At 73.9% G+C, this 26220-nt stretch carries 25 protein-coding genes; 10 read left to right on the top strand and 15 right to left on the bottom strand.

Annotated features, from left to right (window positions below; all coding sequences use genetic code 11):
- Positions 1-32: 32 nt before the first annotated feature.
- Positions 33-839: an inositol monophosphatase family protein gene (locus tag AOM02_RS00320; protein WP_062295455.1), complete on the bottom strand. Its 807-nt coding sequence runs from the start codon at positions 837-839 to the stop codon at positions 33-35.
- 83 nt (positions 840-922) lie between these two features.
- On the opposite strand from AOM02_RS00320, the gene sepH reads away from it, so the two are divergent.
- Positions 923-1969: a septation protein SepH gene (gene sepH / locus AOM02_RS00315; RefSeq protein ID WP_062295453.1), complete on the top strand. Its 1047-nt coding sequence runs from the start codon at positions 923-925 to the stop codon at positions 1967-1969.
- A 130-nt stretch (positions 1970-2099) separates the two neighbouring features.
- Here the strand turns inward: sepH and AOM02_RS00310 are convergent, their stop codons facing one another.
- Both AOM02_RS00310 and AOM02_RS00305 read right to left on the bottom strand, forming a co-directional pair.
- On the bottom strand, positions 2100-3269 hold the full coding sequence (locus AOM02_RS00310) for an alkaline phosphatase family protein (protein WP_062295451.1): 1170 nt from the start codon (positions 3267-3269) through the stop codon (positions 2100-2102).
- Positions 3266-3835, bottom strand: coding sequence for a DUF5998 family protein (locus AOM02_RS00305; RefSeq protein WP_062295449.1), 570 nt, complete (start codon positions 3833-3835; stop codon positions 3266-3268). The genes AOM02_RS00310 and AOM02_RS00305 overlap by 4 nt, the downstream gene beginning before the upstream one ends.
- 155 nt (positions 3836-3990) lie before the next feature.
- Here AOM02_RS00305 and AOM02_RS00300 point away from each other — a divergent pair, with 155 nt between their 5' ends.
- Positions 3991-6435 (top strand): DNA gyrase/topoisomerase IV subunit A, encoded by a 2445-nt coding sequence (locus tag AOM02_RS00300; protein ID WP_062295446.1) that lies wholly within the window; start codon positions 3991-3993, stop codon positions 6433-6435.
- Positions 6436-6442: 7 nt separating this feature from the next.
- Entirely contained in the window at positions 6443-6862 is a 420-nt protein-coding gene (locus AOM02_RS00295; RefSeq protein ID WP_062295444.1) for a GNAT family N-acetyltransferase, read from the top strand.
- A gap of 133 nt (positions 6863-6995) precedes the next feature.
- Here AOM02_RS00295 and AOM02_RS00290 read toward each other — a convergent pair whose 3' ends face one another.
- The 7 genes from AOM02_RS00290 to AOM02_RS00260 form a co-directional block, all read right to left on the bottom strand.
- On the bottom strand, positions 6996-7637 hold the full coding sequence (locus tag AOM02_RS00290; RefSeq protein ID WP_062295441.1) for a winged helix-turn-helix transcriptional regulator: 642 nt from the start codon (positions 7635-7637) through the stop codon (positions 6996-6998).
- Positions 7638-7642: 5 nt separating this feature from the next.
- A complete protein-coding gene (locus tag AOM02_RS00285) occupies positions 7643-8077 on the bottom strand; it encodes a VOC family protein (protein WP_062295440.1) in 435 nt (144 codons plus the stop codon).
- Between the two features lie 191 nt (positions 8078-8268).
- Complete coding sequence (locus AOM02_RS00280; RefSeq protein WP_062295438.1) at positions 8269-9093, bottom strand: hypothetical protein; 825 nt, start codon at positions 9091-9093, stop codon at positions 8269-8271.
- Positions 9090-9473 (bottom strand): hypothetical protein, encoded by a 384-nt coding sequence (locus tag AOM02_RS00275; protein ID WP_062295437.1) that lies wholly within the window; start codon positions 9471-9473, stop codon positions 9090-9092. The genes AOM02_RS00280 and AOM02_RS00275 overlap by 4 nt, the downstream gene beginning before the upstream one ends.
- 8 nt (positions 9474-9481) lie before the next feature.
- Positions 9482-10768: a threonine/serine exporter family protein gene (locus AOM02_RS00270; protein ID WP_062295434.1), complete on the bottom strand. Its 1287-nt coding sequence runs from the start codon at positions 10766-10768 to the stop codon at positions 9482-9484.
- Between the two features lie 109 nt (positions 10769-10877).
- On the bottom strand, positions 10878-11327 hold the full coding sequence (locus AOM02_RS00265) for a hypothetical protein (protein WP_062295432.1): 450 nt from the start codon (positions 11325-11327) through the stop codon (positions 10878-10880).
- The gene (locus AOM02_RS00260) at positions 11324-13429 is read right to left on the bottom strand and encodes a DNA gyrase/topoisomerase IV subunit B (RefSeq protein ID WP_062295429.1); all 2106 of its coding nucleotides are present in this window, start codon (positions 13427-13429) and stop codon (positions 11324-11326) included. Before AOM02_RS00260 ends, AOM02_RS00265 begins: the two co-directional genes overlap by 4 nt.
- A 104-nt stretch (positions 13430-13533) precedes the next feature.
- On the opposite strand from AOM02_RS00260, the gene AOM02_RS00255 reads away from it, so the two are divergent.
- Positions 13534-14388, top strand: a complete 855-nt coding sequence (locus AOM02_RS00255; protein ID WP_062295427.1) for a tryptophan-rich sensory protein — start codon at positions 13534-13536, stop codon at positions 14386-14388.
- Here AOM02_RS00255 and AOM02_RS00250 read toward each other — a convergent pair.
- Both AOM02_RS00250 and AOM02_RS00245 read right to left on the bottom strand, forming a co-directional pair.
- Positions 14385-14867 carry a GNAT family N-acetyltransferase gene (locus tag AOM02_RS00250; RefSeq protein WP_062295425.1) on the bottom strand — a complete coding sequence of 161 codons (483 nt, stop codon included), beginning with the start codon at positions 14865-14867 and terminating at the stop codon, positions 14385-14387. The two genes, AOM02_RS00255 and AOM02_RS00250, sit on opposite strands and share 4 nt — an antisense overlap.
- 1 nt (position 14868) lies before the next feature.
- On the bottom strand, positions 14869-15222 hold the full coding sequence (locus AOM02_RS00245; RefSeq protein ID WP_062295423.1) for a hypothetical protein: 354 nt from the start codon (positions 15220-15222) through the stop codon (positions 14869-14871).
- A 98-nt stretch (positions 15223-15320) separates the two neighbouring features.
- On the opposite strand from AOM02_RS00245, the gene AOM02_RS00240 reads away from it, so the two are divergent.
- From AOM02_RS00240 to AOM02_RS00225, 4 genes are all read left to right on the top strand, one after another.
- Entirely contained in the window at positions 15321-16289 is a 969-nt protein-coding gene (locus AOM02_RS00240; protein ID WP_062295421.1) for an EamA family transporter, read from the top strand.
- Between the two features lie 188 nt (positions 16290-16477).
- The gene (locus AOM02_RS00235) at positions 16478-19369 is read left to right on the top strand and encodes a helix-turn-helix transcriptional regulator (RefSeq protein WP_228373751.1); all 2892 of its coding nucleotides are present in this window, start codon (positions 16478-16480) and stop codon (positions 19367-19369) included.
- A 58-nt stretch (positions 19370-19427) separates the two neighbouring features.
- Complete coding sequence (locus AOM02_RS00230; RefSeq protein WP_062295418.1) at positions 19428-20894, top strand: alanine/glycine:cation symporter family protein; 1467 nt, start codon at positions 19428-19430, stop codon at positions 20892-20894.
- A 113-nt stretch (positions 20895-21007) separates the two neighbouring features.
- Positions 21008-21208 (top strand): hypothetical protein, encoded by a 201-nt coding sequence (locus AOM02_RS00225; protein WP_062316362.1) that lies wholly within the window; start codon positions 21008-21010, stop codon positions 21206-21208.
- A gap of 149 nt (positions 21209-21357) precedes the next feature.
- Here the strand turns inward: AOM02_RS00225 and AOM02_RS00220 are convergent, their stop codons facing one another.
- Both AOM02_RS00220 and AOM02_RS00215 read right to left on the bottom strand, forming a co-directional pair.
- Positions 21358-22794 carry an RNA polymerase sigma factor gene (locus tag AOM02_RS00220; protein ID WP_082104781.1) on the bottom strand — a complete coding sequence of 479 codons (1437 nt, stop codon included), beginning with the start codon at positions 22792-22794 and terminating at the stop codon, positions 21358-21360.
- Positions 22795-22937: 143 nt separating this feature from the next.
- A complete protein-coding gene (locus tag AOM02_RS00215; RefSeq protein WP_062295413.1) occupies positions 22938-23927 on the bottom strand; it encodes a DUF4192 domain-containing protein in 990 nt (329 codons plus the stop codon).
- Between the two features lie 119 nt (positions 23928-24046).
- Here AOM02_RS00215 and AOM02_RS00210 point away from each other — a divergent pair, with 119 nt between their 5' ends.
- Positions 24047-25099, top strand: a complete 1053-nt coding sequence (locus AOM02_RS00210) for a polyprenyl synthetase family protein (protein WP_062295411.1) — start codon at positions 24047-24049, stop codon at positions 25097-25099.
- Between the two features lie 7 nt (positions 25100-25106).
- Here AOM02_RS00210 and AOM02_RS00205 read toward each other — a convergent pair whose 3' ends face one another.
- Positions 25107-25454 carry an Rv2175c family DNA-binding protein gene (locus tag AOM02_RS00205; protein ID WP_062295409.1) on the bottom strand — a complete coding sequence of 116 codons (348 nt, stop codon included), beginning with the start codon at positions 25452-25454 and terminating at the stop codon, positions 25107-25109.
- A gap of 113 nt (positions 25455-25567) precedes the next feature.
- Between AOM02_RS00205 and AOM02_RS14420 the strand changes: the two genes are divergently transcribed.
- On the top strand, positions 25568-26220 hold a 653-nt coding region (locus AOM02_RS14420; protein ID WP_169746573.1), incomplete at its 3' end, for a LysM peptidoglycan-binding domain-containing protein.

Here is a 26220-nt window from a genome sequence, read left to right as displayed (position 1 = left end):
CTCGTGGCACCGCGCGAGCCGGCCGACGGCCGTCAGAACGGGCGCGCGCCCGCCTCGGCGAGCACGTCGCGGAGCCGCTCCCAGGCCTCCGGCATGGCCGCGATGAGCATGTCGCCGTCCGCCGGTCCGCCGTCCATGCCGGCCACCCTGACCCCGGCCTCGGAGGCGATGAGGGCGCCCGCGGCGAAGTCCCACGGGTGCAGGCCCTGCTCGTAGTACGCGTCCACGAGCCCGGCCGCGACATGCACGAGGTCCACCGACGCGGACCCGAGGCGACGGATGTCGCGCACCTGGGGCAGCAGGGCGGCCACGACCTGCCCCTGCAGGGCGCGCCGCTCGGCGACGTACTGGAAGCCCGTGGCGACGAGCGTGCGGTCCAGGTCCGGCGCATCGTCCCGCCGCAGCGGCTCGCCGTCGCGCCATGCGCCCTCGCCCCGCGCGGCCGTCCACAGCACGCCGGAGCCGTCCATCACCGCGCCCGCCTCGACCGTCCACCGGCGCGGATCCGGCGGTCCGCTGACGGCCGCCACCGACACCGAGAAGTGCGGGATGCCGTACAGGTAGTTGACGGTGCCGTCGATCGGGTCGACCACCCACGTGATGCCCGACGTGCCGACGACGTCGTCGCCCTCCTCGCCGAGCACGCCGTCGTCCGGCCGCAGCTCCGCGAGGCGCTCGCGCAGCAGGCGCTCGGCGGCGATGTCCATCTGCGTCACGACGTCGACGTCGGAGGACTTGGTGAGGGCGACCCGCGCCTGGGCGCGACCCTCGATGATGAGCCGGCCCGCCTCGGTGGCGAGCGCGGACGCGACGTCGAGCAGCACGGTCGGCGTGGTCATGGCCTCATCGTAGGGGCCGGGGCAATCCACGTGAACCGGGGTGTCGCGCATCGGCTCGGGGTCGCGCGTGGCACCCTGATGCCATGACTCGCCTCACCCTCGTGGGTCCCTCCGAGGACGGCCTTCACCTCGTCGTGGAGGCCGAGTCGGGCGACCGATTCGAGCTCCCCCTCACCGACGAGCTGCGCCACGCCGTCCGCTACACCAGGCCCGCCCGTCCCGCCGCGCAGGCGCCCGAGGAGGCCGAGGCCCCCACGATGACGCCGCGCGAGATCCAGCAGCGCATCCGCGCCGGCCTGACCGCCGCCGAGCTGGCGGAGCTCACCGGCATGAGCCTGGCCGCGATCGAGAAGTACGAGGGCCCGGTCGCCGCCGAGCGCCAGTACATCGCCGACCTCGCACGCGAGACCCGCATCGGCCGCGACCCGAGCGCCCCGCAGCTGGGAGAGCTCGTGACCGACCGCCTGGCGGCCCGCGGCGTCGACCCCGAGTCCGTCGAGTGGGACGCGTGGCGCGAGGTGGACGAGCCGTGGAAGGTCGCCGCCGACTACCGCGTCTCCGGCCGCGGCGTGCGCGCGCTGTGGACCTTCGACCACACCGCCCGCACCGTCACCGCCGAGGACGAGGAGGCCCGCTGGCTCTCCGAGACCGAGCTGCTCGACGTCCCGATCCCCCGCCGCCACCTCAGCGCCGTCCGCGAGGGCGGGGACGATGCGGCGCGCCCCCTCCAGGCGACGCGCCCGCCGGCCCCCGCCACCGACGCGCTCCCCGTGGTCACGGCGGACGATGCGGCGGCCGAGGAGATCTCGCTGCCCCCCGTGCCGGAGCAGAGCGCGACGGAGCTGCTCCTCGACGACCTCGAGCTGCGCCGCGGCACCCGCGAGTCCGTGGCCGAGGACGAGGAGGACGAGGAGGAGTTCGAGGGCTTCGGTCCCGCGCGTCGTGCGCGCGAGGCCGAGACCGGCTTCGCCCAGCCCGCCGGACGCGCTCGTCGCGAGGAGACGCCCGCCGCGGAGGCGCCGACCGCCAAGGCGGACGAGCCCGTCGAGCGCCGCTCCTCCAAGCGCGGTCGCGCGTCGGTGCCGAGCTGGGACGAGATCGTCTTCGGCGCCAAGAACGACCAGGGCTGAGCACCACCGGCCTGCTGACCGCTCTCCACACAGGCTCTGCAACTGGGCGCCGGTCACCCGCGTTTCAGTACGGAAGTTGCATCGTGTTCGAGCTCGATCGGGCTCGGTGTGTGGAGAGGGGCTGGGGCGCCTACGCCTCGCTCGCGACGAGCAGCGGCACCTGGAGCTCCTCCGGGGTCAGCGAGCCGTGCACGCCGATGAGCGCGAGCGCCTGATCCGACTGCGTGCGCGAGTCGACGACGGTCGCGCGCCCGGCCATCGCGACGACGACCTCGCCGATCCGCTCCTCGACGTGCCCGGACACGGGCCCGAACAGACCCAGGCCCACGGCCTCCTCGCGCAGCAACACCGCCGCATCGTCGCCCAGGATGTCGCGCCAGCGCTCCGCGACCGCGGGGGCCTCCGCCGCATCGTCCATGTGGAGGTGCAGCGCGCGCGGCTCCCCCGCCACGAGGCGGACGCCGCGCGAGAGCTCGGGCACCTTGGCGACGTCCCAGCGCGGCGCGCCGGTGACGTCGATCATGCCGTGGTCCGCGGTCACCACCATCGCGGCGTGGCGCGGCAGGCGCACGCGCAGGCGGCGCAGCTCCTGGTCGGCGTCCTCGAGCGCGGCGACCCACGGGTCGGACTGCCAGCCGTGCTTGTGACCCGCGGCGTCGATGTCGCCCCAGTACAGGTAGGTGAGCCCCGGCCGGCGGGCGCGCTGGATCGCCTCGTCGACGCGGTCCGACAGGCGCTCGGCGCCCACGAAGTCGCCGCCGGCGAGCGCGGCGCGGGTGAGGCCCGAGCCGGCGAAGCGCCGCTTGCCCAGCGAGGCCACGGCGAGGCCGCCCTCGTGCGCGACGCGCATGAGCGACGGCTCCCGCTGCCAGTCGTCCGGGTCCCCCGCGCCCTCCCAGGACACGAGGTTCGCGGCCGCGCCGGTCGCCGGGTTGTGGGCCGTGTAGCCGGTCATCCCGGTCGCGCCCGAGGCGCGTCCCGTGCCGAACAGCGCGAGCGACGTCGCGGTGGTGGTCGGGAAGCCGGCGGTGATGATGCCCGACTCGGTCGAGCGCAGGAACGGCGCGTGCCCCTTGCGGGCGTCGAGCTGGTGGTGGCCGAGCCCGTCGAGGAGCACCACGACCACGTGGTCGGCCCGCGGGATGCCGAGCCGCAGGCGATCGGCCTCGGCGTCGCGTGCGGCGACCGCGTTCGCGGCGCCTACCGCGGCGAGCGCACCGGGCAGCACCGCGCCGAGCTCGAGCCCGCCGTACGCGGGGAGCGAGAGCCCGGCGGCGGCCAGCCGCCCGGCGGGATTCACCCGCGCGCCCCGATGGCCCCCTGCAGCACGCCCGCGAAGTCCTGCAGCGCGCGGATCGAGTCCGCGCCGTCCGCGATGAGGCTGACGCGCACGAGGATGTCGTCGGAGGTGAGGGTGCCGGTGTAGCCGTGGTCGGCCTCGCAGCTCTCGTCGCCGCACGTGGCCGGTTCGAGGTCGACCCGCGAGTGCACCGAGCCGCCCACCGCGAGCACGAGCTCGCTCGGCAGGTCGCCCTCGGAGAAGCGCTCGGGCTCGTGCACCACGTGCGTCATCGCCGTGTTGCGGATCGCGCCGAGCGCCGTCGTCTCGACCGTCGCGGAGGCCTCGTGCGCGGCGCCGGCGCCCGCGTGGCCCGCGCCGTCGTCCATGTGGACGCGCAGCAGGCGCGTGTCGGTGATGACCAGCACGGTCATGTGGCGACGGACCTCGCGGTCGTCGAAGGTGGTCTCGGCGTGCACGAAGTGCGCGCGCACCGTCTCGGTGCCGATCGCGGAGTGGAGGACGGAGGTGGCGAGCGCCGGGTAGTACCCCGCGATCTTCACCGCCTGGTCGAGGGTCTGGGCCATGGCCGATATTCTCTCACCTTCGTGGGCACCCGACCCCCGCCGTCCGCAGGGACGATGCGCGGTCCGGCCGGGCGCCCCGCGAGCCTGTGCGCGCGTGTCCGACGGACGCGAGACAATACGGGCTGGATCCGGACCCCGAAGAGACGAGGTGGCAGATGTCCGACGCGCCCGACGCGCAGATCGTCGACATCGACGTCAGCGCCGAGATGGAGGCGTCGTTCCTCGAGTACGCGTACTCGGTGATCTACTCCCGCGCGCTTCCCGATGCCCGTGACGGCCTCAAGCCCGTCCAGCGACGCATCGTCTACATGATGCAGGACATGGGCCTGCGCCCCGAGCGCGGCTACGTGAAGTCCGCGCGCGTGGTCGGCGAGGTCATGGGAAAGCTGCACCCGCACGGCGACAGCGCGATCTACGACGCGCTGGTGCGCATGGCGCAGTCCTGGTCGCTGCGCCTGCCGCTCGTCGACGGCCACGGCAACTTCGGCTCGCTCGACGACGGCCCCGCGGCCTCCCGCTACACGGAGTGCCGCCTCGAGCCCGCCTCGCTCGCGATGACGGCGGACCTCGACGAGGACGTCGTCGACTTCGTCCCCAACTACGACAACAAGCTCACGCAGCCGTCGGTGCTGCCGGCCGCCGTGCCGAACCTGCTGGTCAACGGCGCGGCGGGCATCGCGGTGGGCATGGCGACCAACATGGCGCCGCACAACCTCGTCGAGGTCGTCTCCGCGGCCCGTCATCTACTGGGCAACCCCGGCGCCTCGCTCGACGAGCTCATGCGCTTCGTGCCGGGCCCCGATCTGCCCACCGGCGGCAAGATCGTCGGCCTCGACGGCGTCAAGGAGGCCTACGCCTCCGGCCGCGGCAAGTTCATCACGCGCGCCACCACACGCATCGAGAAGGTCACGCCGCGCCGCCAGGGCATCGTCGTGACCGAGCTGCCGTACATGGTGGGCCCCGAGAAGGTCATCGAGAAGATCAAGGACGCCGTCTCGGCGAAGAAGCTCGAGGGCGTCTCCGCGGTCACCGACCTCACGGACCGTCACCACGGCCTGCGCCTGGTCATCGAGATCAAGAACGGCTTCAACCCCGAGGCCGTCCTCGAGAAGCTGTACCGGGTCACCCCGCTCGAGGAGTCGTTCTCGATCAACAACGTCGCGCTCGTCGACGGCGAGCCCCGCACGCTGGGCCTCAAGGAGATGCTGCGCGTGTGGGTCGACCACCGCCTCGAGGTGGTGCGCCGCCGCTCGGCCTTCCGCCTCAAGGCGCGCCAGGACCGCCTTCACCTGGTCGACGGCCTCCTCATCGCGATCCTCGACATCGACGAGGTCATCCAGATCATCCGCGCCTCGGACGACGCCGCGACCGCGCGCGAGCGCCTGCGCACGGCCTTCGACCTGTCCGAGATCCAGGCCGACTACATCCTCGAGCTGCGTCTGCGCCGCCTCACCAAGTTCTCGCGCCTCGAGCTCGAGAACGAGAAGGCCCAGCTGCTCGCGGAGATCGCCGAGCTCGAGGAGATCCTCCGCTCCGACGCCGTCCTGCGCGACGTCGTCGGCCGCGAGATGGACGCCGTCGCCTCGCAGTACGGCACCCCGCGCCGCACGATCCTCCTCGCCGACGGCGGCGCCGTGTCGTCGGCCGCCTCCGTGGCGACGGGCGCGAAGACGGGCGCCAAGGCGCCCGCGCTGTCGCTCGAGATCGAGGACACCCCCTGCTACGCGATGCTGTCCACCACCGGGCTCGCCGCCCGCACGGCGGAGGACGAGGCGCCGGCACGTGAGGGCCGCCGCTCGGCGCACGATGCGCTGCGCAGCGTGGTCCACGCCTCCGCCCGCGCGGACGTGGGCGTCGTGACCAGCCTGGGCCGCATCGTCCGCCTGTCGCTGCTCGACGTGCCCGCGCTGCCCCCGAGCCAGGAGCCGCCGTCGCTCGGCGGCGGCACGCCGATCGGCGAGATCGTGCTGCTCGAGAAGGGCGAGGAGGCCGTGGGCCTCGTGCCCCTCGACGGCACCACCCCGATCGCGATGGGTACCCGCCACGGCGTGGTCAAGCGCGTCAAGGCAGACGACATCCCGAACAAGGACGCGTGGGAGGCCATCGCCCTCCAGGACGGCGACGTGGTCGTCGGCGCGGGCGCCGGCGCGGACGGCGACGACCTCGTCTTCATCACGGACGACGCGAGCATGCTGCACTTCGACGCGAAGAACGTGCGCCCCCAGGGCCGCGCGGGCGGCGGCATGGCGGGCATCAAGATGGCCGCCGGCGCCAAGGCGATCTTCTTCGGCATCGTCCGTGCGGGCACCGAGGGCGCGGTCGCGACCATCGCGGGCCCGTCCGACGGCCTGCCGGGCGTCGCCGCGGGCTCCGCCAAGTGGACCCCGATGACCGAGTTCCCCGCCAAGGGCCGTGCCACGGGAGGCGTGCGCGCGCACCGCTTCCTCAAGGGCGAGGACGTGCTGCTGCTGGCGTGGGCGGGTCCCACTCCCCCGCGCGCCGCGACGTCGGCCGGTCAGCCGGTCGACCTTCCCGAGGAGCCGGGCAAGCGCGACGGCTCCGGCGTGACGCTGCCGACCCCGGTCGCCGGCCTGGGCTGAGGCACCGATGACCGGGCCCGTCGAGTACCGGACCGATGCGCGACCGAGCGCGGAGGCGTACATCGACGTGGTCCGGCGCTCGGGCCTGGGCGAGCGGCTCCCGGTCGACGACCCCGCCCTCATGCAGGCGGCCCTGGACGCGTCCGACATCGTCGTGACGGCGTGGGACGGCGACCGGCTGGTGGGCTTCCTGCGCGCCGTGACCGACTTCGCGCTCATCTGCTACCTGCAGGAGCTGGGCGTGGACGCGGCCCGTCAGCGGGACGGCATCGGGCTGGAGCTGCAGCGTGAGATGCGGGCGCTCCTCGGGCCGCGCTGCAAGATCCGCGTGTCGGAGGCGCCGGGCGCGGCCGGGTACTACGGACGGCACGGCTACTCCCGCCACGACCGCTCGTGGGAGCTGCTGCCGGGCGAGCCGCTGGTCTGACCGGCTTCTCGCGCCCCGCGCCCCACCCGGCCATTCACGCAACCGGCGTACATCCGCGGTCTCGCGCGCATCGTCCCTGGTCCCCCACCGCGAGGTCGCGCTGATACGCCGGTTGGCGCGCGGCGCGGCGCGCTCAGGCGGCGAGGTGGAACGTGCTGGCGAACCGGTCGAGCAGCGCGTCGGGCCCGCGCAGCACCTCGACCACGCCGGTGGCGATCGCCCGCTCAGGCGCGAGCTCGCCCGAGATGACGTCGCGGATCCCGGGGCCGGCGGCGAAGGCGAGGTCGGCCGGTCCGTCGCCGCGGACCACCTCGAGGGCGCGCCCGTCGACGCGGATCAGCAGGTCGGCGGGGCCGAGGCTCGCGGCGTACGCCGTGGCGGGCAGCGTCGCGGACACCTGCGGCCGGAAAGCGGTCCGCAGGGCCATCGTCATCGAGTCGGGCGTGATGACCTGCTCGTCGCGCGGCTCCCCCATCGCCTTGAAGCCCCACGCGCCGAGCGCGAGGACCACCGGCTCGAGCTCGCGTCCGTAAGGCGTGAGCTCGTAGACGATGGTGCGCAGGCGCGGGATGCGGCGGATGACGCCCGCGGCCTGCAGCTCCTTGAGCCGCGCCGCCAGGATGTTGCTCGGGATCCGCGGCAGGCCCGCGGCGAGCTCGCCGTAGCGGCGCGGCCCGACCAGCAGGTCGCGGATGATGAGCAGCGCCCAGCGCTCGCCCACGAGCTCGAGCGCCCGCGTGACGCCGCAGTACTGTCCGTAGTCGCGTGCGGCCATGGACCTCAGGCCTGCTGGTTCATGAAGGCCTCGGGGCCCTTCTCCGCCGCGACCGGATCCATCCAGCCGAACTCGAGGATGTTGCCGTCGGGGTCGGTGAGCTGGCGCTGGTACATGAAGCCGTAGTCCGACGCGGGCTTGTCCTCGGTCCCGCCGGCAGCGAGCCCCGCGGCGACGGTCGCGTCGACGTCCTCGCGGCTGTCGAGGAAGATCGCCGTCGAGACCGATGCGGTGACCGCCGGGTCGCCGATCGGCTTGTCGGTGAAGGTCTGGAAGAACTCGCGGACCAGGATCATGAAGTAGCTGTGGTCGTCCTCGACGACCACGCACGCGGCGTTGTGATCGGTGAACAGCGGATTGATGGTGAACCCGACCGATGTATAGAACGCCTTCGCGCGCTCGAGGTCGGTCACCGGCAGGTTGACGAACATCGCGGTCATGGTGATCCCCTCCCCAGGGTTGTGAATGTCACCACCGCCCACACTTGCAAAAAACAAGTAGAGCGTCAAGGCCCTCGCACGCAACCGGCGTACACCAGCAGGTTCGCACGCGTCGTCCCTGGTCGCTCGGGTCGAGAGCGTCGTGGTACGCCGGTTGGAGCAGGCGGAGCAGGAGCGGTGTGCCGGCGCGCTCAGACGAGCGGCGCGTCGTCCTCCGCTGCCTTCACGCGGGCCTGGCGCAGCCGCACGCCGTCCGCGACCAGCAGCACGTCGCCGCGGAAGAACCGCAGCAGCCACAGCACGGCGTCGACGTTCGGGTCGTGCTGGATCCGTGCGGGGGCGCCCACGCCGGCACGCGCGGACCGGCTGCCGATGACGTCGAGCACCGAGTGGACCGCGAGCGTGTACTGCCCGCGCAGCACGGTCTCGAGGGGGCGCGCCACCTTGCGGTAGCGGACCTTGACCCCGGCCTCCCCCGCCTCGACGTCGGCACGATGCCCGACCTCGGCGGTGCGGCGGACGTACAGGCCCTTCTTGGGCAGGATCCGCGCGACGGCCACGCCCCGGCGCATCGCGATCTCCAGTGCGAAGGCCAGGCCGTAGCCCGAGGCCTCGCCGGTGTTGGAGAACACCGCGACGTCGCCCTCGACCTCGTGGGGCCGCATCACCAGCACCGCCACCGTGGGATGCCCGCGCTCGGCGGCGTCGATCGCGCCGTTGACCGCGAGGTGGAGGAAGCGGCGCCGCCGGATCGGCTCGGGGACCGCGAGCAGCCGGCAGCCCAGGTCGGCGGCCCGCACGATCGCCTCGCGCACGTCGCCGCGGACGAGCCCGCCGTCCACCAGCTCGACGTCCGGCACGAGGTCGCGGAACCGCTCCCCGTCGTCGAACAGCGCGTCGCTGCTCAGCACCACGATCGACGCGGCCGCGCTCGCGAGCCGCGCCACCGCCCGGTCGCTCAGCCGGTGCGCGTCGAGCACCGCGATGCGGCGCGTCGGCTCGATGACCCGGGTCATGCCGCACCCGACCCGAGGACCGCGAGGCGGGTCTCGATGACCGCCTCCCATTGCCGAGCACGCCGTCGGGTCTCCACGACGACGAGGCCGGAGCCGCCGGCCACCGCGACGGCCCACGCCGCCTCGCGGCGCCTCCCGAGCATCGTCAGGGCCGCCGCCCCGGCGATCCCCTGCACGATCCCGCCGAACGTGCCCGCGTACGAGCGCGCATACGCCAGCATCAGCCCGAGCGCGACGGGGTCCTCGGCGGCCATCACGGCCCGCGCATCGTCCGCGCGCAGGCGTCGCGGCCCCAGCACGCTGCGTCCCATCCACGGCAGGTCCGGATCGATGGCGCGATAGCCCGACGGTCCCACGATCGCCTCCGCTCCCGGCGCCACGCGCCGCCTCAGGACTGGTCGAACGCCCACTTGGGGTCGGTGATGAGCTTGCCGATCACCAGTCCTACCAGGATCGACAGCACGACGAGAAGCACCTGCAGGATCGAGGCGATGGTCGCGTTGTAGTCGCCCTCGTTGAGGCTCACCACGGACTGGAACGCCATGACGCCCGGGATCATCACGAGCACGGCCGGGACCTGCAGGGTGATGATCGGCGACGGCGTGCGCGGGGCGGCGGCCGCGGCGAGCACGCCCACGAGGACGCACGCGATCACGGTCGCCATCTGGATCATGACGCCGTGGTCGATGAGCAGCAGGCGGGCCGTGTTCGAGACCATGCCGATGAGCGCGGCGGACAGCGCCATCCTCGCCGGCGAGTTGAACATCAGCGCGAAGCCGAGCACGCCCACCAGGCTGGCGATCGCCATCATCGCGTAGTGCGGGAAGGCGTCGAGCGGGATCGGCTCGCGCGCGCTGGTGTCGAGCGCGCCCACGAGCGTGATCGCCCACACCGACAGCGCCGCACCCACGATCATCATCGTGGCGAACACCAGGCGCGATATCCCCGCGGAGAAGTCCAGCTTGGCCAGGTCGAGCGCGGCCGTGATGAGCGGGAAACCCGGCAGCAGGAACAGCGTGCAGGCGATGTAGCCCGACGCGTGCACGTCGACTGCCGCGCCGAAGATCCCGTACAGGGCGACCGACGCGAGGTAGATCCCGCAGGCCAGCGCCGCGGCCACCATGGTCGTGCCGAACGGGTTGAAGGAACGATGCGCGAGGGCCCGGCGCAGGAACTGGCCGCCGGTCGCGGCGATGAGGACCGCGAGCACCTCGAGCGGGCGCGCGTTGTTGAGCACCGCGAAGGCCGCGCAGGCGGCGCCGGCCGAGAGCGCGTTGACGGCCGGGTGGTACAGCGCCGGCTTGGTCTCGATGCGGTCGAGCGCGGCGTGCACCTCGTCGACGGTGGTCCGCTCGGGGATCGCGGTGCGGAAGTCGTCGAGCAGCGCGATGCGCTCGGCGTTCACGCCGAACTTGCGCACCTCCGTCACCTCGGTGCGGAAGATGGACCCGCGGTGGGTCGTCGCGGTGATCTCGGTCAGGGTGACCGCGGCCGTGTGCCGGTCGATGCCGAGCGCGCTCGCGACGGCGGCCATCGCCTCCTTGACGCGGTAGCTCGCGGTCCCCGCGGCGAGCATCATGCGGCCCACGCGCAGGATCGCCCCGGACTGCTGGATGAGCCCGACGGGCTCGAGCGAGTGCTCGTGGTCGCCCGGGTTCACACGTTCGTCGGCCATCTCATCCCTCTGGTCGGGGACGCGGCTGACCGCATCCACGACGTCGCTTGTCTGGGGGGACTTCGGACTTCATTGTGGCAAAGGTCCGCCGGGACCCGCCGGATGGACGCTAGCGCGGCGTGCCGACGCGGCGATGCCAGTCGCGCACCCGGCGCAGGCGCTCGCGGTGGATCGCGCGGTCGGCCCGGTCGAGGCCGATCACGACGGCTCCGCCGACCAGCACCGCGGCCACGATGGCGACGGTGCCCGCGGCGCCGAGCACGAGCGCGATCACGACGGCGGCGACCAGCGCGACGCCGAGCAGCGTCAGCCCGAAGCCCCGCGCGGCGCGCTCACGCATCCACAGCTCGTCGATGAAGTCGACCTCGCGGTCCGCCTCGTCGAGCTCGTGCTCGAGCTGCGGGCAGCGGGCGGGGATGCCCACGGGCGACGCGTCACGGAAGACCGTCGCGCTGCCCGCCGGGCGCACCCTCGCACGGGTGTGGAAGCCGTAGGGGTGGACGGGGCACGGCGGCGCGCCCTCGTGCGTCTCGGGCGCCCGGCCCGGCAGCCCGCTCATGCGTCGATCCGCGAGTGGTCGAGCGAGGCGGCCCCCGCGATGATGAAGTCGCGACGCGGCGCCACGTCGTTGCCCATGAGGAGCTCGAAGACGCGCTCGGCCGCCGCCGCATCGGCGCTCGTCACGCGGCGCAGCGTGCGGTGCCCAGGGTCCATCGTGGTCTCCGCGAGCTGGTCGGCGTCCATCTCACCCAGGCCCTTGTAGCGCTGGATGTCCTCCTTGTACTTCCGGCCCGCGCGCTTGAGGTCGCGCAGCGTCTCCTGCAGCTCCTTCTCGGAGTACGTGTAGATGTACTCCTTCTCGCGGCGCGCGGAGCCCGACACCTCGACGCGGTGCAGCGGCGGCACGGCGGCGAAGACGCGGCCCGCGTCGACGAGCGGGCGCATGTAGCGGAAGAACAGCGTGAGCAGCAGCGTGCGGATGTGGGCGCCGTCGACGTCGGCGTCCGTCATGAGGATGATCTTGCCGTAGCGCGCGGCGTCGAGGTCGAACGTGCGGCCCGAGCCGGCGCCCACGACCTGGATGATCGACGCGCACTCGGCGTTGTGCAGCATGTCCGTGACGGAAGCCTTCTGCACGTTGAGGATCTTGCCGCGGATGGGCAGCAGCGCCTGGAAGTCCGAGCGTCGCGCGAGCTTCGCGGTGCCGAGCGCCGAGTCGCCCTCGACGATGAAGAGCTCCGACTGCTCGACGTCGTTCGAGCGGCAGTCCGCGAGCTTCGCGGGCAGCGACGAGGTCTCGAGCGCGTTCTTGCGCCGCGAGATCTCCTTCTGCTTGCGCGCGGCCACGCGGGCACGCATCTCGGCGACGACCTTCTCGAGGACGGTGTTCGCCTGCGCCTTGGTGTCGCGCTTGGTTGAGGTGAGGATCGCGGTGAGCTCCTGCTCGACGACCTTCGCGACGATGCCGCGGACGGGCCCGGTGCCGAGCACCTCCTTGGTCTGGCCCTCGAACTGCGGCTCGGGGATGCGGACCGTCACCACCGCGGTGAGGCCCGCCATGATGTCGTCCTTCTCGATGCGCTCCGCGCCGTCCTTGCCCGTGAGCTTGAGGCGGCGCGCGTTCGCGGTGATCTGCGCGCGCAGCACCTTGACCAGGCCCGCCTCGAAGCCGGCGAGGTGGGTGCCGCCCTTGGGCGTCGAGATGATGTTGACGAACGAGCGGGTCTCGGTCTCGTAGCCGGTGCCCCAGCGCAGCGCGACGTCGACCTGGCACTCGCGCTCGACCTCCTCGGACACGAGGTGGCCGTTGGGCTTGAGCACGGGCACGGTCTCCGTGTACGTGCCGGTCCCGGTGAGCTCCCAGGTGTCGGTGACCGCCGCATCGGCCGCGATGAAGTCGACGAAGTCGCGCGCGCCGCCCTCGTAGCGGAACTCCTCCTCGTGCGGCTCGGCGGGGTTGCGCTCGTCGCGCACGACGAGCGTGAGCCCGGGCACGAGGAACGCCGTCTGGCGGGCGCGGACCAGCAGGTCCTCGTAGGTGAACGATGCGGTCTTGTTGAAGATCTGACGGTCCGCCCAGTACCGGATGCGGGTACCGGTGCGCGCCTTCGCGACCTTGCCGACGATCGCGAGCTCGGAGCCGGTGACGAACGGCACGAACTCGGCGTCGGGCACGGGACCGGTGGCGGGGTCCTTGAAGTAGCCGGGCTCGCCGCGGCGGAAGCCCATGTGGTGCGTCTTGCCGCCGCGGTCCACCCACACGTCGAGGCGCTCGGACAGCGCGTTCACCACCGACGCGCCGACGCCGTGCAGGCCGCCGGACGCGGCGTACGAGCCGCCGCCGAACTTGCCGCCCGCGTGGAGCTTGGTCATGACGACCTCGACGCCGGTCAGCCCGGTCTTGGGCTCGACGTCCACGGGGATGCCGCGGCCGAGGTCGCGCACCTCCACCGAGTCGTCGGGGTGCAGCACGACCTCGATGCGGTCGCCGAAGCCGCCGAGGGCCTCGTCGACCGAGTTGTCGATGATCTCCCACAGGCAGTGCATGAGGCCACGCGAGTCGGTGGTGCCGATGTACATGCCGGGTCGCTTGCGCACCGCCTCGAGGCCCTCGAGGACGGATAGATGCCTAGCGGAGTAGTCGTTCGCCACGGCGGACATCCTAGTTGCGCCGTCCGACGGCGGCGCGCCGCCTCACCGATGAGCGTGCGGATGATCTCGGGACGTGGGAGCGTTAGCCCTGGCAGGAAGGGGACAACGTGACGATGACGGTGGAGCAGGAGATCTCGCCCTGGGCGGTGGCCGAGCGCGCGCTCGTCCTGGTGGGCGCCGTGGTGGCGATCCTGGGCGCGGCGTGGGGCTCGGGTGCGTTCGGCGGCACCCCGATCGAGGAGGCCGCCGGGGGCGTGCTCGCCGCCGATGCGACGCTCCTCGCGCCCGCGACCCCGGCCTTCGGCGTCTGGTCCGTCATCTACGCCGCCCTCGCGGTGTTCGCCGTCGTCCAGGCCCTCCCCACCCTCGGCTCGAGCCCGCGCCTGCGGGCGATCGCGTGGCCGGTCCTCGCCGCGATGCTGCTCAACGCCGCCTGGATCTACGTGGTCCAGCGGGAGTGGCTCGCCGCCTCGGTCGGCGTCCTCGCCGCGATCCTCATCGCCCTGGGCATCGCGGCGGCACGGCTCGGGCGCGGCCGCCCGGCCTCGCTGCTCGTGGCCGCCGTCTCCGACGCGCCGGTGGGCCTCTACCTCGGCTGGGCGACCGTCGCCACCGTCGCGAACGTCACGGCGGTGGTCGCATGGTGGCTCGGCAGCGACCCGGAGGACGGCATGCCGGCCGCGGTCGGCGTGCTGGTGGCGACCGGCTTCCTCGGGATCGCGATGGTCCGCGACCTGTCGGTCTCCCCCGTCCTCGCGTGGACCACGACCGCGACGCTCGCGTGGGGCCTCGCGTGGATCGGCGAGGGACGCCTCTACGGCACGCCGGAGGACACGGTGGTCGGATGGACCGCGATCGGCGCGGCGGGCGCCATCGTGCTCACGACCGCGGTCGCCACCGTCGCCGCGCAGGTGCGCGCGCTGCGCTGGGCGCGGCGGCAGCGCGACCGCGGCTCGCAGGTCGGCTAGACCGGGCCCTGCCCGCGCGGGCGGCGCCGCACGGACGTCATCGCGACGTTGTCGTGCTTGATGAAGAAGCCGAGGTCCTGGTAGAGGTGCAGGCCCGCAGGGCTCGCGTGCAGCTCGACGACCTCGATCCCGCGCCGGTCCGTCTCGTCGAGCAGCGCCTCCATGATCGCGCGCGCGTAGCCCTTGCGCTGGTGCTGCGGGGCGGTGGACACCCACTGGATGTAGCCCATCGCGTGCGCGTCGGCACCGGGACGCGCGAGGCGCGGCGCCACGTTGACGAGGCCGCACGCCGCCAGGCCGCCCTCGGGTGCGTCGATCACCATGCCGAAGAGGTCCCTGCCGAGCCGCTCGCGCACCATGCGGGTCGACTCGACCGCCCACGTGGGCGTGGGCTTGGCGCCCACCGCCTTGTACATGAGCGCGCCGAGGTGGACGATCTCGGCGGCGTCCGCCGTGACGGCCGGGCGGACCTCGATCACGTCAGCGCCACGCGACGGCCACGACGATGTTGACGACCGTCAGGCCGGTGACGATCCAGAACGGCGTGACGGGGTTCTCGCGCTTGCGCGTCGCCTCCGCGATGCCGACGATCGCGAGCGCCACGAGCAGCTTGACCGCGATCTTCACGTGGTCGACCTCGAAGTCCTCCTGGCTCGCGCGGATCTCCGCGAGCGCCACGAGGCCCAGGCCGGTCACCAGCTGCGCCCGCGCGCCCCACACCATCGCCATCGTGATCCGCTTCGTGTCGGCCTTGAGCTGGTCGAGCGCGGGCCCGAGGATCGCGGCGAGCCCCACGAAGTGGAGGACGAGCAGGGCGTAGCGAAGGGCGTTCACGATGGGACTCCTCGGGTCGGGACGGACGGCACGATGCTACTGCCTCGCCGGGCGGTTGCCTGCGGGTTCGCCGCCGCCCGAGCACCTACGCTGACGCCGTGGCCCTCCCGCACCGCTCCCCCGCGCTCGGCGCGACGTTCGCGCTGACCGGCGCGGCCCTGTTCGGCATCAACGGGTCGATGTCGAAGGTCGTCATGGCGGCCGGCATCACGCCCGAGCAGCTCACGTTCGCCCGCGCGCTCGCCACGATGCTCATCGCCGGAACGGTCCTGCTCGTGTCCGACCGCGGCCAGTTCCGCGTGACCCGGCGCGAGCTCGGCTTCTACGCGCTGCTGGGCATCGCGGGCCTCGCGATGATCCAGTGGCTCTACTCCGTCGCGATCGCCCGCCTGCCCGTCGGCGTGGCCCTCCTGTTCGAGTACACGGCGGTGGTGCTGGTCGCGCTGACGGCGCTGCTCGTGTTCAAGGAGCGCGTGCATCGCCGCCTGTGGTGGGCGATCGGCGGCGTGCTGCTCGGCCTCGCCGTGGTCGCGGAGCTCTGGGACTCGAGCCTCGACGGCGTCGGCGTGCTCGCGGGGCTCGGCGCCGCGACCGCGTACGCGTTCTACTTCCTCGCGGGCGAGCGCAGCGTCGCGGTGCGTCCGCCGCTCGCGGTGGCCTTCTGGGCGTCCACCTTCGCCACGGCCTTCTGGGCGGCGTTCTCCGGCTGGTGGCGGATCGACCCGGCGCTGCTCGTGGAGCGCATCTCGATGGACGGCGCGCTCGCGGACGTCGTGCTCCCGCTGTGGGTGCCGCTGCTGTGGATCGTCGCGCTCGGCGGCTTCGCCCCGTTCGTGCTGATCTTCATGTCGCTCCGCCACGTCAACGCCACCGCCGCCGGCATCCTCGCGTCCTCCGAGGTGCTGTTCGCGTTCCTCATCGCGTGGCTGTGGCTCGGCGAGACGCTGGCCCCGCTGCAGCTCGCGGGCGCCGCGGTGGTCCTGGTCGCGATCGTGGTCGCGCAGACCGCCCGCGACCGCGAGGCGGCCGAGGTCGCGACCCCGGAGGTGCCGCCCGAGGTGCCCTGACCTCCCTCGCCCGCCGTCTCCGCCCTTCCACCAGGCGCGTCGCGGTGCGACGATGGGCCCATGGCGCATGACGCGCCGGGACGCGGGGGGCGTTTCTCGTGCGGCCGGCCGCAGCACCTCCTCGCCCGACCCGGCGGCGCAGGGGGAAGGCGCGCACGCTCCCGGCGAGGGACCTCCCGGTGACCGCCATGCGCGAGGCGCCGGCGCTCGTGGGCCGCGAGCGCGAACTGGCCGTCCTCGACGAGGCCCTCGCGTCGGGCTCCCGCGGCGAGCCGTCGGCCGTGATCGTCAGGGGCGAGGCGGGCATCGGCAAGTCGCGCATCGTCCGCGAGCTCGTGGCCCGCGCCCGCGCGCTGCCGGGCGCCGTCGTCGCGACCGGCGAGTGCATCGACGGCGCGACCGTGGGCGCGCCGTTCGGCGCGGTGCGCCGCCTCCTGCACGACCTCGCGCGCGAGGTCGGCGTCGACGCCCTGGGCGACGCGGCGGGCAGCCCCCGCGTCCGCGCGACCCTCGCCCGGCTCGTGCCCGAGCTCGACGACGGCGCGGAGGCACCGCCTCCCAGCGGCGCCGACTTCGTCTCCGAGGCGGTCGAACGTGTCCTCGAGAACCTGTCCGCGGCGCAGCACCTCGTGCTGGTGCTGGAGGACCTCCACTGGGCGGACGACGCCACCCGCTCGCTGGTGCGCACCCTCGCCGGGACGCTGCGCGGCTCACGCCTCACGCTGCTCCTCACCTACCGCGCGGACGACGTCTCGCGCGGCCACCCCCTGCGTACCGTGGTCGCCGAGCTCGAGCGCAGCCGCGCGGTCCGCACGGTAGGGCTCACCCGGCTCGAGCGCCACGAGGTGGCGGAGCAGATGCGCCTGCTCACCGGCGTCGACCCGTCGGCGGCGACGGTCGCCGCCGTCCATGCCCGGTCCGAGGGCGTCCCCCTCTACGTCGAGGAGCTCGTGCTGGGGGCCGACGGGCCCCTCGCCGGCACCCTCGAGGACATCGTCCTCGCCCGCTACGAGCGGCTCGGGGCGGAGGCCCAGGCGGTGGCGCGGCTCCTCAGCGCCGGCGGCGAACGGGTGGACGATGCGCTGCTCGCCGAGGCGTGGGAAGGCGACGACGACGAGCTTGCCCGGGGGCTGCGCGAGGCCCTCGCCGCGGGGGCGCTGCGCGCCGACGAGTCCGGCCTCGCGTTCCACCACGCACTGCTGCGCGAAGCCGTCTACGGGGAGCTCCTCCCCCGCGAGCGCGTCGCGGCGCACCGTACCTTCGCCGCGATCGTGCAGCGCCGCGTCGACGCGGGCGACCGGGCGCTTGCCGCGGCCGCCGCGCACCACTGGCGCGCGGCCCACGACCCGGACCAGGCGTTCGCGGCGACCATCGTCGCGGTCGAGGCGGCGCGCGCGGAGTACGCGGTGGCCACGGCGGCACGGCTCGGCGAGCAGCTGCTCGAGCTGTGGGACGAGGTCGCGGACCCCGCGGGGATGCTCGGGCGAGACGAGCTCGCGCTGCGGTGCGAGGTCGCCGAGGATCTGCGCGACGCGGGTCAGAGCCGCGCCGCGATGCGCATGATCGAGCACGCGCTCGCGTCGGCCCCCGCGGACGGCGCCGCCATCGAGAAGGCCCGGCTCCACGCCGCGGCGATGTCGCTCGCGGCGGAGCACGTCGGCACGGCGGCCGCGATGGTCCACCTCGCTCCCATCGAGGCGCTGCTCGGCGACCGCACGGATGCCGCCGCGCTGCCCTACCGCGTGCAGGCTCTCGCCGCCCGCGCCCATATCTCGGCCGAGCCGGAGCAGTCCGCGCTCACCGACGCGTGCGTGACCCTGGCCTCGCGGTCCGGCGACCCCGCCGTGATGTCGATGGCGCTGTGCAAGCGCGCCGTGCTCCGCCTGCACGCCGGCGGGTACGAGACCGCGCTCGCTGACCTGCGGCACGCGCTCGAGATCGACGAGGGCGCCATGCTGTGGGGACGATGCGCGACGGCCAACGTGGTGGACATCCTCAACCGGCTCGGCCGCTTCGACGAGGCCGTGGAGGCCGGCCTCGCGTCGCTGTCGGAGGCGTTCGAGGAGGGGCTCGAGCGACGCATCGGCGCCCCCATCGCCGCCAACGTCGCGGAGGCGCTCGTCAACGCGGGCCGCGGCGATGAGGCGGTGCCGCACCTGCGTCGGTCGGCGGCGCTGCTGCGCGGGGAGTCGCCCCGATGGGAGGAGTTCCTGCTCGAGCTGGAGGCGATCGCGACCCTCTGGGACGACCGGCTGGACGACGCGGAGGAGATCCTCGCCCGCGCCGAGCCGCTGGTCGCGTCGCCCGCGGACGACGCCGAGGGGGCGTTCAACTGGCAGGCGCTGTCGATCGACCTCGCGCTCGCCCGCGCCGAGGCGGCGGCCCCTGTCGCGGCGCGCCGCCTTCGCGAGCGCGCGCTCGCGGACGCCCGGCTGCTGCTCCACCCCGACGCGGTGGTGGACGCCACGGCGTCGCCCATGCTGCTGCTGTCCACCTGCCGCGCGATCTCCTCGGCCCGCGCCGCCCGGCTCGACGTCGACCCTGAGCTCGAGGCCCGCGCCCGCGAGGTGGCGGACGCGCAGCCCACCGACGCCGGCCCCCCGTACCTGCCCGCCATCGCCGCAGCGATGCTGGCGGCCGGCGACGCCACCGCCCGCTGGCGCGCGGCCGTCGAGGCGTGCGAGGCCGGCCGCCCGCCTCGCCGGCTCCTCCACGAGGCGCGCCTCCGCCTCGCGCTCGCCGCGCGCCGCGACGGCGATCGTCGCGCGGCCGAGGACCTGCTCGCCCGGGTCGCGCGCGAGGCGCCCGCCGAGGGCGCCGCGCTGATCGGCCGCTGGGCCGCGGAGGCGCTCCGCCGCCGCGACGAGGAGGCCGACGCGCTCGGGACGCTCACCGCCAGGGAGCAGGAGGTGCTCGCGCTGGTCGCGGCCGGGATGACCAACCCCCAGATCGGCAGCCACCTGCACATCGCGGCCAAGACGGCCAGCGTGCACGTGTCCGCGATCCTCGCGAAGATCGGCGCCGCCAACCGGGCCGAGGCCGCCGCGTGGTTCGCCGCGCATCGTCGCGACGCCGCATGACCCCGCTTCCGGCTCCCACCAGGCGCTTCGCCGCCGGACGGCCTAGCGTGAGAGTCCTATGAACGCGCTCGAGGACTGGGTGGTCTCGTCCACCGACACGCTGTGGACCTGGCTGGTGCTGCCGCTCGTCATCGTGCTCGCGCTGTACTTCACCGTCCGCTCGGGCGTGGTGCAGGTGCGCCTGCTCCCCCGCATGCTCAAGGGCCTCACCGACCGCACCCCCACGGACGCCGACGGCCGCCCCCAGTCCCTGTCCGCGTTCCAGGCGTTCACGGTCTCCGCCGCATCGCGCGTGGGGATCGGCAACATCGCGGGCGTGGGTACCGCGATCGCGGTGGGCGGCCCGGGCGCGGTCGCGTGGATGTGGCTCATGGCGATCTTCGGCGCGGCCACCGCGTTCGTGGAGTCCACGCTCGCCCAGCTCTACAAGCACCGCGACGCGGACGGCTTCCGCGGCGGCCCCGCGTACTACGTGCAGCGCGGGCTCGGCTCGCGGTGGCTGGGCGTGGTGCTCGCGGTGGTGCTCATCGTCGCCGCCCCGTTCGCGGTCACGATGCTGCAGTCCTTCACCATCGCCGAGACCGTCACCGACAGCTTCCCGTCCGGCGCGCCGGGCTGGGTGGCCCCGGCGGTCGCGATCGTCGTGGCGGTCCTCACCGGCGCCGTGATCCTCGGCGGCGCGCACCGGATCGCGCTCGTGACGGAGACCGTGGTGCCCGCGATGGCGCTGCTCTACCTCGGGCTCGGCATCGTCATCGTGGTCCTCCACGTCGACGCGATCGGGCCCGTCGTGCAGGCGATCCTCGAGGACGCGGTCAGCGGACGGGCGGTCGCGGGCGGCGCGCTCGGCACGGTCATCCTCACCGGCGTGCAGCGCGGCATGTTCTCGAACGAGGCGGGCTTCGGCACGGCCCCCAACGCCGCGGCGAGCGCCGCGACCACGCATCCCGTCAAGCAGGGCCTCGTGCAGTCCCTGGGCGTCTACTTCGACACGCTCTTCGTGTGCTCGATCACGGCGTTCATCATCCTGGTGACGCGGCCCGACCTCGAGACCGCGGAGCCCGGGGTCGCCATGACGCACGATGCGGTGGTGGGCTCGCTCGGCACGTGGGCGGGCGCGCTGCTCTCGCTCATCGTGTTCCTGCTCGCGTTCAGCACGATCCTCGGCCTGAACTTCTACGGCGAGTCGAACATCGAGTACATCACCGAGCGCCGGTCGGTGCTGATGGGCTACCGCGGCGCGGTGGTCGCGGCGGTGCTCGTGGGCGGGCTCGTGTCCGCGACGCTCGTCTGGTCGCTCGCGGACCTGCTGCTCGGCGTGCTCGCGCTGCTCAACCTGCTGGCGCTCGCGCCGCTGTCGCGCCACGTCTTCGCGCTGCTCAAGGACTACACGGCACAGCATCGTGCGGGCCGGGATCCCGTCTACACGCGGGACCGCATCCCGGGCATCCCGGGCGTCGAGGTGTGGGAGGACGAGCGGTCCGTCACGGGCCTGCCGCCCCAGGACGACGCGACGCGCCCCTGACCACCCAGGTCGCCAAAGATAGGGCACCTGCCCGATGCCGGAGGCACGCCTCAGAGCGCAGGCTCGGTGGTGTCGGGACGCCGGAACGGCCGGCGCCGGCAAGGGGGAGCATCATGAACGACCTCGGAATGAACGCCCTGTACCTCGAGACCCGCGCGGCCGACCTCGACCGCCTCGCCGAGCAGCGGCGCGAGCGCCTCGAGGCGCTCCGCGAGGCCCGGCCCAAGGACCGCCGCGCCACCGTGCGCGCCTGGGTCATGCACCCCCTGCGCGCCATGCGCCGCAGCCTCGCGATCCGCCGCGCCTACGCGTGACGGCGGGCCGCCGACGCGCCGGACACCGCTGCGGGGAGGTCAGCGACGGCTCCTGCAGGTCCGTCACTCCTGCGGGGAGCCGAGAGACGCCCCGACGCGACGAGGCCGCCCTGCCCGAGGGGGGAAGGGCGGCCTCGTCGCGCGGGTGATCAGTCCAGGTAGTCGCGGAGGACCTGCGAGCGCGACGGGTGGCGCAGCTTCGACATGGTCTTCGACTCGATCTGGCGGATGCGCTCACGCGTGACGCCGAAGACACGGCCGATCTCGTCGAGCGTCTTGGGCTGGCCGTCCGTGAGGCCGAAGCGCATGCCGACCACGCCGGCCTCGCGCTCGCTGAGCGTGTCCATGACCTTGCTCAGCTCCTCCTGGAGCAGCGTGAAGCCCACGGCGTCCGCGGGGACCACGGCCTCGGAGTCCTCGATGAGGTCGCCGAACTCGCTGTCGCCGTCCTCGCCGAGCGGGGTGTGGAGCGAGATGGGCTCGCGGCCGTACTTCTGGACCTCGACGACCTTCTCGGGCGTCATGTCGAGCTCCTTGGCGAGCTCCTCCGGGGTGGGCTCGCGGCCCAGGTCCTGGAGCATCTGGCGCTGGACGCGCGCGAGCTTGTTGATGACCTCGACCATGTGCACCGGGATGCGGATGGTGCGGGCCTGGTCCGCCATCGCGCGGGTGATGGCCTGGCGGATCCACCACGTGGCGTACGTCGAGAACTTGTAGCCCTTGGTGTAGTCGAACTTCTCGACCGCGCGGATCAGACCGAGGTTGCCCTCCTGGATGAGGTCCAGGAACAGCATGCCGCGGCCGGTGTAGCGCTTGGCGAGCGAGACGACGAGGCGGAGGTTCGCCTCGAGCAGGTGGTTCTTGGCGTGACGGCCGTCGTTCGCGATCCACTCGAGCTCGCGACGGAGCTTGGGGGCGAGCTTCTCGCCCGAGGACAGCTTCTCCTCCGCGAACAGGCCGGCCTCGATGCGCTTGGCGAGGTCCACCTCCTGCTCGGCGTTGAGGAGCGCGACCTTTCCGATCTGCTTGAGGTAGTCCTTGACCGGGTCGGCGGTCGCGCCGGCGGTCATGACCTGCTGGACGGGGGCGTCGTCGTCGCCGGTGCCGAGGACGAAGCCCCGGTTGTCCGACTCCTCGTCCGCACCCGCGCGCTTGGTGCCCGAGCCCTCGGCGGCCTCCTCGTCGGCGACGGCCTTGACCTCGGCGTCGTCGACCTCGAGGTCGTCCTGGTCGACCTCGGCGGCCTCGTCCTCGGCGTCCTTCGCCTTCGCGGCGGAGGCCTTCGCCGTGGTCTTGGTCGCACGCTTGGGGGCGGCCCTGCGCTTGGGCGCGGCGGTCGCCTCGGTGGTCTCCTCGACCTCGTCGGCGGCGGCCTTCGCGGCGCGCTTGGGGGCGGCCTTGGTGGAGGCGCCGGTGGACTTGGATGCGGCTGCGGTAGTCGTGGCCTTCTCCTTCTCGGTTGAGCTGCCGGCAGGCGGCAGCGAAGCGTCGGACGATGCGGGGGTTGCGCGGACGGGACGTCTCTTCGGACGCGTCTCCGCACCGACGGTGGAACCGTCGGCGCGACCCGGCTGCTTCGGCGACACGGCTACCCTCTCGACCTGTCACGGAGTGGATGGTGAGGCCCCGCTGATCGCCTCGCGCAAATCCATTAGATTGTAACGCCCATGTCAACGAGATCGTTCCGCGACACGGCAGACGATCCGCGTGCCGCGCCCGCCCGGGCGTCTCACCGCCGCGGCTCCGCGGCGTCCATGAGCGCGAGCACGAGCACCGCGAGACGATACCCCGGATCGTGGTCGAGCGCGATCGCGCACCACGCGCGCGCGACGTCCGGGTCGTCCTCCCACCACGCGATCACGCCCAGCGTCGCCGCGGGCGCCGCGCACAGCCGCTCGGGCGCGTGCTCGAGGACCGCGACGAGCAGGTCCGTCACGAGGTCCACGCGCCGCGGGTCGGGCGGGCGGGACGGCCGCATGGCGGCGCCCAGCGCCTGCGCGATCGCGGGCGAGTCGCGTCCCGCGAGGGCGTCGCGCACCGCGCGCGAGGAGCCGGGCACGAGCATCAGCAGCAGCGCGTCCCGCACGCGCACGTCCGCGAGCGCGGCCGCCAGGCGCCCGAGGGGCGCGGGCCCGTCCGCGCCCTCGTCCAGAGCGGCGCGCCAATGCCGCGCCGAGGCGTCGCGCCAGGCATCGAGCCCCTTCACCGCCCGGTCCTCCCAGCGGCGCGCGGCGCGCGAGGCCAGCCGCCGCTCGCGTGCCGGAGCGCGCGACGCCCCGGGGTCCGGCGCGACCGCCCATGCGGACGCGGCCCCGGGCCGCGCGGAGGGCACGGTGCGACCGCCGGGCGGGCAGCAGCGCGGGTCCTCGCACGATGGGCAGTAGTAGCGACCGTCCGCGACGATCCACGTCTCGACCGCGGCGACGGTCTCCTCGAGCGCGACGGCGGCCGTCGCGACCGCGAGGCACCCCTCGTCCTCGTCCTCCGCGTAGCCGACCACCACGGCGCGGCGCGCGCCCTCCCGCATCGCGATCCGGGCGAGCTCGTGTGCGGACTCGGCGGCGACGTCGCCGAGCAGGTCCCACACGTCGAGGCGGAGGATCGCGCCGACCGCCCCCCGCTCGCGCAGGAGCACGGTCACGACGCTCTCGCGCGGCTGGAAGCCGAGGAGGGTGGGCAGGAGCGAGACGAGCTCGCCGGGTCCGGTGATCGTTGTCATGGATCCCAGGCTGGGCGCGCGCACCCGGTCGGCGGCCGGCGCAGGCACGAACGGTGGACGATGCGGCGGGCGGGCGGGGATGGGGACATCGGCCGCTCCCCCGCCCCTACGCTGGTCGCATGCGCACCGTCGAGGACCCCCGCCCCGAGATCGCCGACCGCACCGCGCGCCTGCTCGCGTGGGCCACGGCGTCGATGGCGCCGGCCGGCGTCGCCGCGGCCGACATCGCGGACCGGCTCGCCGCGTCCTCCGAGGGCGGCAAGGCCTTCCGCGGGCGGCTGCTCCTCGCGGCTTTCGACGGCTGCGGCGGCTCGGACCGCGAGGCCGCCCTCGAGCTCGCCGCCGCGCTCGAGCTGTTCCAGACCGCGGCGCTGCTCCACGACGACGTCCTCGACGGCTCGGACACCCGGCGCGGCCGCCCCGCGGCGCACAAGGTGTTCGAGGCGCAGCACCGCGACGCGGGCTGGCACGGCGACGCGGCCGCCTACGGGCGCGCGGGGGCGATCCTCGCGGGCGACGTCGCGCTCGTGGCGGCGCAGCGCGGCGCGACGCTCGCGGCACGGCGCGTGGGCGACGTGGTGGCGGACCTGTTCGACGAGATGGCGGCGCTGGTCACCGCGGGCCAGCACCTCGACATGCGCGTCGCGGTCTCGCCCGTCGACGCGCTGCCGGGGCTGGAGCGCGACATCCGCACCATCATGCGGTCCAAGACCGCGTCCTACACCGCCGAGTTCCCCCTCGCGCTCGGCGCGGCCGCCGCCGGCGCATCGGCCGCGACCGTGTCATCGCTGCGGGAGGCCGGGCTCCCGCTCGGCGCGGCGTTCCAGCTGCGCGACGACGTGCTCGGGCTCACGGGTACGCCCGAGCGCACCGGCAAGCCCGTCGGAGACGACCTCCGCGAGGGCAAGCGCACGCTGCTCGTCTGGCACGCGGTCACCGCGGGCGACGACGCGCAGCGCGCGGCCGTCCTCGGGGTCCTCGGCCGCGCGGACGCGAGCGCGGACGAGATCCGCGCCGCGATCGACGCGATCACCGCCTCGGGCGCGCTCGCCGCGGTCGAGGAGCAGATCGCGCGCGAGGCGGCCCGGGCGCGGGACGCGCTCGGCGCGGCGCTTCCGGACGCCTCCTCGGTGCTCGCCCTGGTCGACGCCGCGGTGGACCGCAGCGCCTGAGAGGGCCCTACAGCAGGCTCTGCGCGACGCGGCGCACGTGCGCGCGGCGCCCCTGGCGCAGCGCCTCGAGCGGGGTCATGCCCAGCTCCTCCTCCTCGGCGAGGAGCCAGTCGCCGCACTCGGCGTCGTCCATGCCCACGTCGTGCAGGAGGGTGAGGGTGCCGCGCAGCGTCGCGAGCACCTCGGGGCCCGCGTCGCCCTCGACGATCACGTCGGCGGGGATCTGCAGGGTCTGCCGCTCCCCGCGGCGGACGGCGAAGAGGTGCCCCTCGCGGAGCATCTCCCGGACCGCGCTGGGCGTGATCCCCAGGCGGTCGGCGAAGTCGGGCACGGTGAGCCAGGCGGCGTCGGTCATGGCTCCAGGGTACTGATCCCGCCCCGCCCCCTTGCGACCGCGCGCGACCCCGGGTTACCGTCACATTTGTCACATCTGTCACATCAACCCCTTCTCTCACATCGGAGGCTCGCATGGCAGCGTCGACGACCCCCGTCCCCGTCGGCAGGGCCGCCACCACGGCGGCGCTCGTCACGATGATCGGGCTGGCCACCGCCGCACCCGCCGCGGCGGACGAGGAGCACCGCGTGCGCGAGGGCGAGACGGTCTCCGACCTCGCCCACCGCTACGGCAGCACGATCCCGGCGATCGTGGCCGCCAACGGCCTCGACGCGCGCGCCACGATCTACGTCGGCACCACGGTGACGATCCCCACGAAGGGCGGCGGGTCCGCCGCCGCGCGGACGACGACCACGCTGTCCGCGACGTACACGGTGAAGGCCGGCGACACCCTGTCCGAGATCGCGCACCGGCACGGCACCACCGTCGCCGCCCTCGCCCGCACCAACAAGCTGGCCAACGCCGGGCTCATCTACCCCGGGCAGCGGCTCACCATCGGCGGCTCGGGCACGCGCGAGGCCGCGGCCCCGACCCGCGCCTCCACGACGCGCAGCGTGTACACCGTGAAGGCCGGCGACACCCTGTCCGAGATCGCCCAGCGCCACGGCACCACCGTCGCCGCCCTCGCCCGCACCAACAAGCTGGCCAACGCCGCGTTCATCACCGTCGGCCAGCGCCTCTCGATCCCGGGCAGCGGCACCGCCACCACGGTCGTCAAGAAGACGAC

Origin of the sequence: Demequina maris (assembly GCF_000971155.1) — a bacterium.
GTDB classification, from domain to species: Bacteria; Actinomycetota; Actinomycetes; order Actinomycetales; family Demequinaceae; genus Demequina; species Demequina maris.
The sequence above is the reverse complement of the archived record's forward strand: the minus strand, read 5'-3'. Positions and strand labels throughout refer to the sequence as shown.

What these genes read in the sequence shown, in the direction of transcription:
- AOM02_RS00265 (WP_062295432.1), bottom strand. Translation starts at nt 11,327, where the DNA reads ATGAGCGGGCTGCCGGGCCGGGCGCCCGAGACGCACGAGGGCGCGCCG.
- AOM02_RS00320 (WP_062295455.1), bottom strand. Translation starts at nt 839, where the DNA reads ATGACCACGCCGACCGTGCTGCTCGACGTCGCGTCCGCGCTCGCCACC.
- AOM02_RS00270 (WP_062295434.1), bottom strand. Translation starts at nt 10,768, where the DNA reads ATGGCCGACGAACGTGTGAACCCGGGCGACCACGAGCACTCGCTCGAG.
- AOM02_RS00255 (WP_062295427.1), top strand. Translation starts at nt 13,534, where the DNA reads ATGACGGTGGAGCAGGAGATCTCGCCCTGGGCGGTGGCCGAGCGCGCG.
- sepH (WP_062295453.1), top strand. Translation starts at nt 923, where the DNA reads ATGACTCGCCTCACCCTCGTGGGTCCCTCCGAGGACGGCCTTCACCTC.
- AOM02_RS00285 (WP_062295440.1), bottom strand. Translation starts at nt 8,077, where the DNA reads ATGACCGCGATGTTCGTCAACCTGCCGGTGACCGACCTCGAGCGCGCG.
- AOM02_RS00290 (WP_062295441.1), bottom strand. Translation starts at nt 7,637, where the DNA reads ATGGCCGCACGCGACTACGGACAGTACTGCGGCGTCACGCGGGCGCTC.
- AOM02_RS00225 (WP_062316362.1), top strand. Translation starts at nt 21,008, where the DNA reads ATGAACGACCTCGGAATGAACGCCCTGTACCTCGAGACCCGCGCGGCC.
- AOM02_RS00215 (WP_062295413.1), bottom strand. Translation starts at nt 23,927, where the DNA reads ATGACAACGATCACCGGACCCGGCGAGCTCGTCTCGCTCCTGCCCACC.
- AOM02_RS00230 (WP_062295418.1), top strand. Translation starts at nt 19,428, where the DNA reads ATGAACGCGCTCGAGGACTGGGTGGTCTCGTCCACCGACACGCTGTGG.
- AOM02_RS00300 (WP_062295446.1), top strand. Translation starts at nt 3,991, where the DNA reads ATGTCCGACGCGCCCGACGCGCAGATCGTCGACATCGACGTCAGCGCC.
- AOM02_RS00235 (WP_228373751.1), top strand. Translation starts at nt 16,478, where the DNA reads ATGCGCGAGGCGCCGGCGCTCGTGGGCCGCGAGCGCGAACTGGCCGTC.
- AOM02_RS00305 (WP_062295449.1), bottom strand. Translation starts at nt 3,835, where the DNA reads ATGGCCCAGACCCTCGACCAGGCGGTGAAGATCGCGGGGTACTACCCG.
- AOM02_RS00260 (WP_062295429.1), bottom strand. Translation starts at nt 13,429, where the DNA reads ATGTCCGCCGTGGCGAACGACTACTCCGCTAGGCATCTATCCGTCCTC.
- AOM02_RS00295 (WP_062295444.1), top strand. Translation starts at nt 6,443, where the DNA reads ATGACCGGGCCCGTCGAGTACCGGACCGATGCGCGACCGAGCGCGGAG.
- AOM02_RS00205 (WP_062295409.1), bottom strand. Translation starts at nt 25,454, where the DNA reads ATGACCGACGCCGCCTGGCTCACCGTGCCCGACTTCGCCGACCGCCTG.
- AOM02_RS00210 (WP_062295411.1), top strand. Translation starts at nt 24,047, where the DNA reads ATGCGCACCGTCGAGGACCCCCGCCCCGAGATCGCCGACCGCACCGCG.
- AOM02_RS00280 (WP_062295438.1), bottom strand. Translation starts at nt 9,093, where the DNA reads ATGACCCGGGTCATCGAGCCGACGCGCCGCATCGCGGTGCTCGACGCG.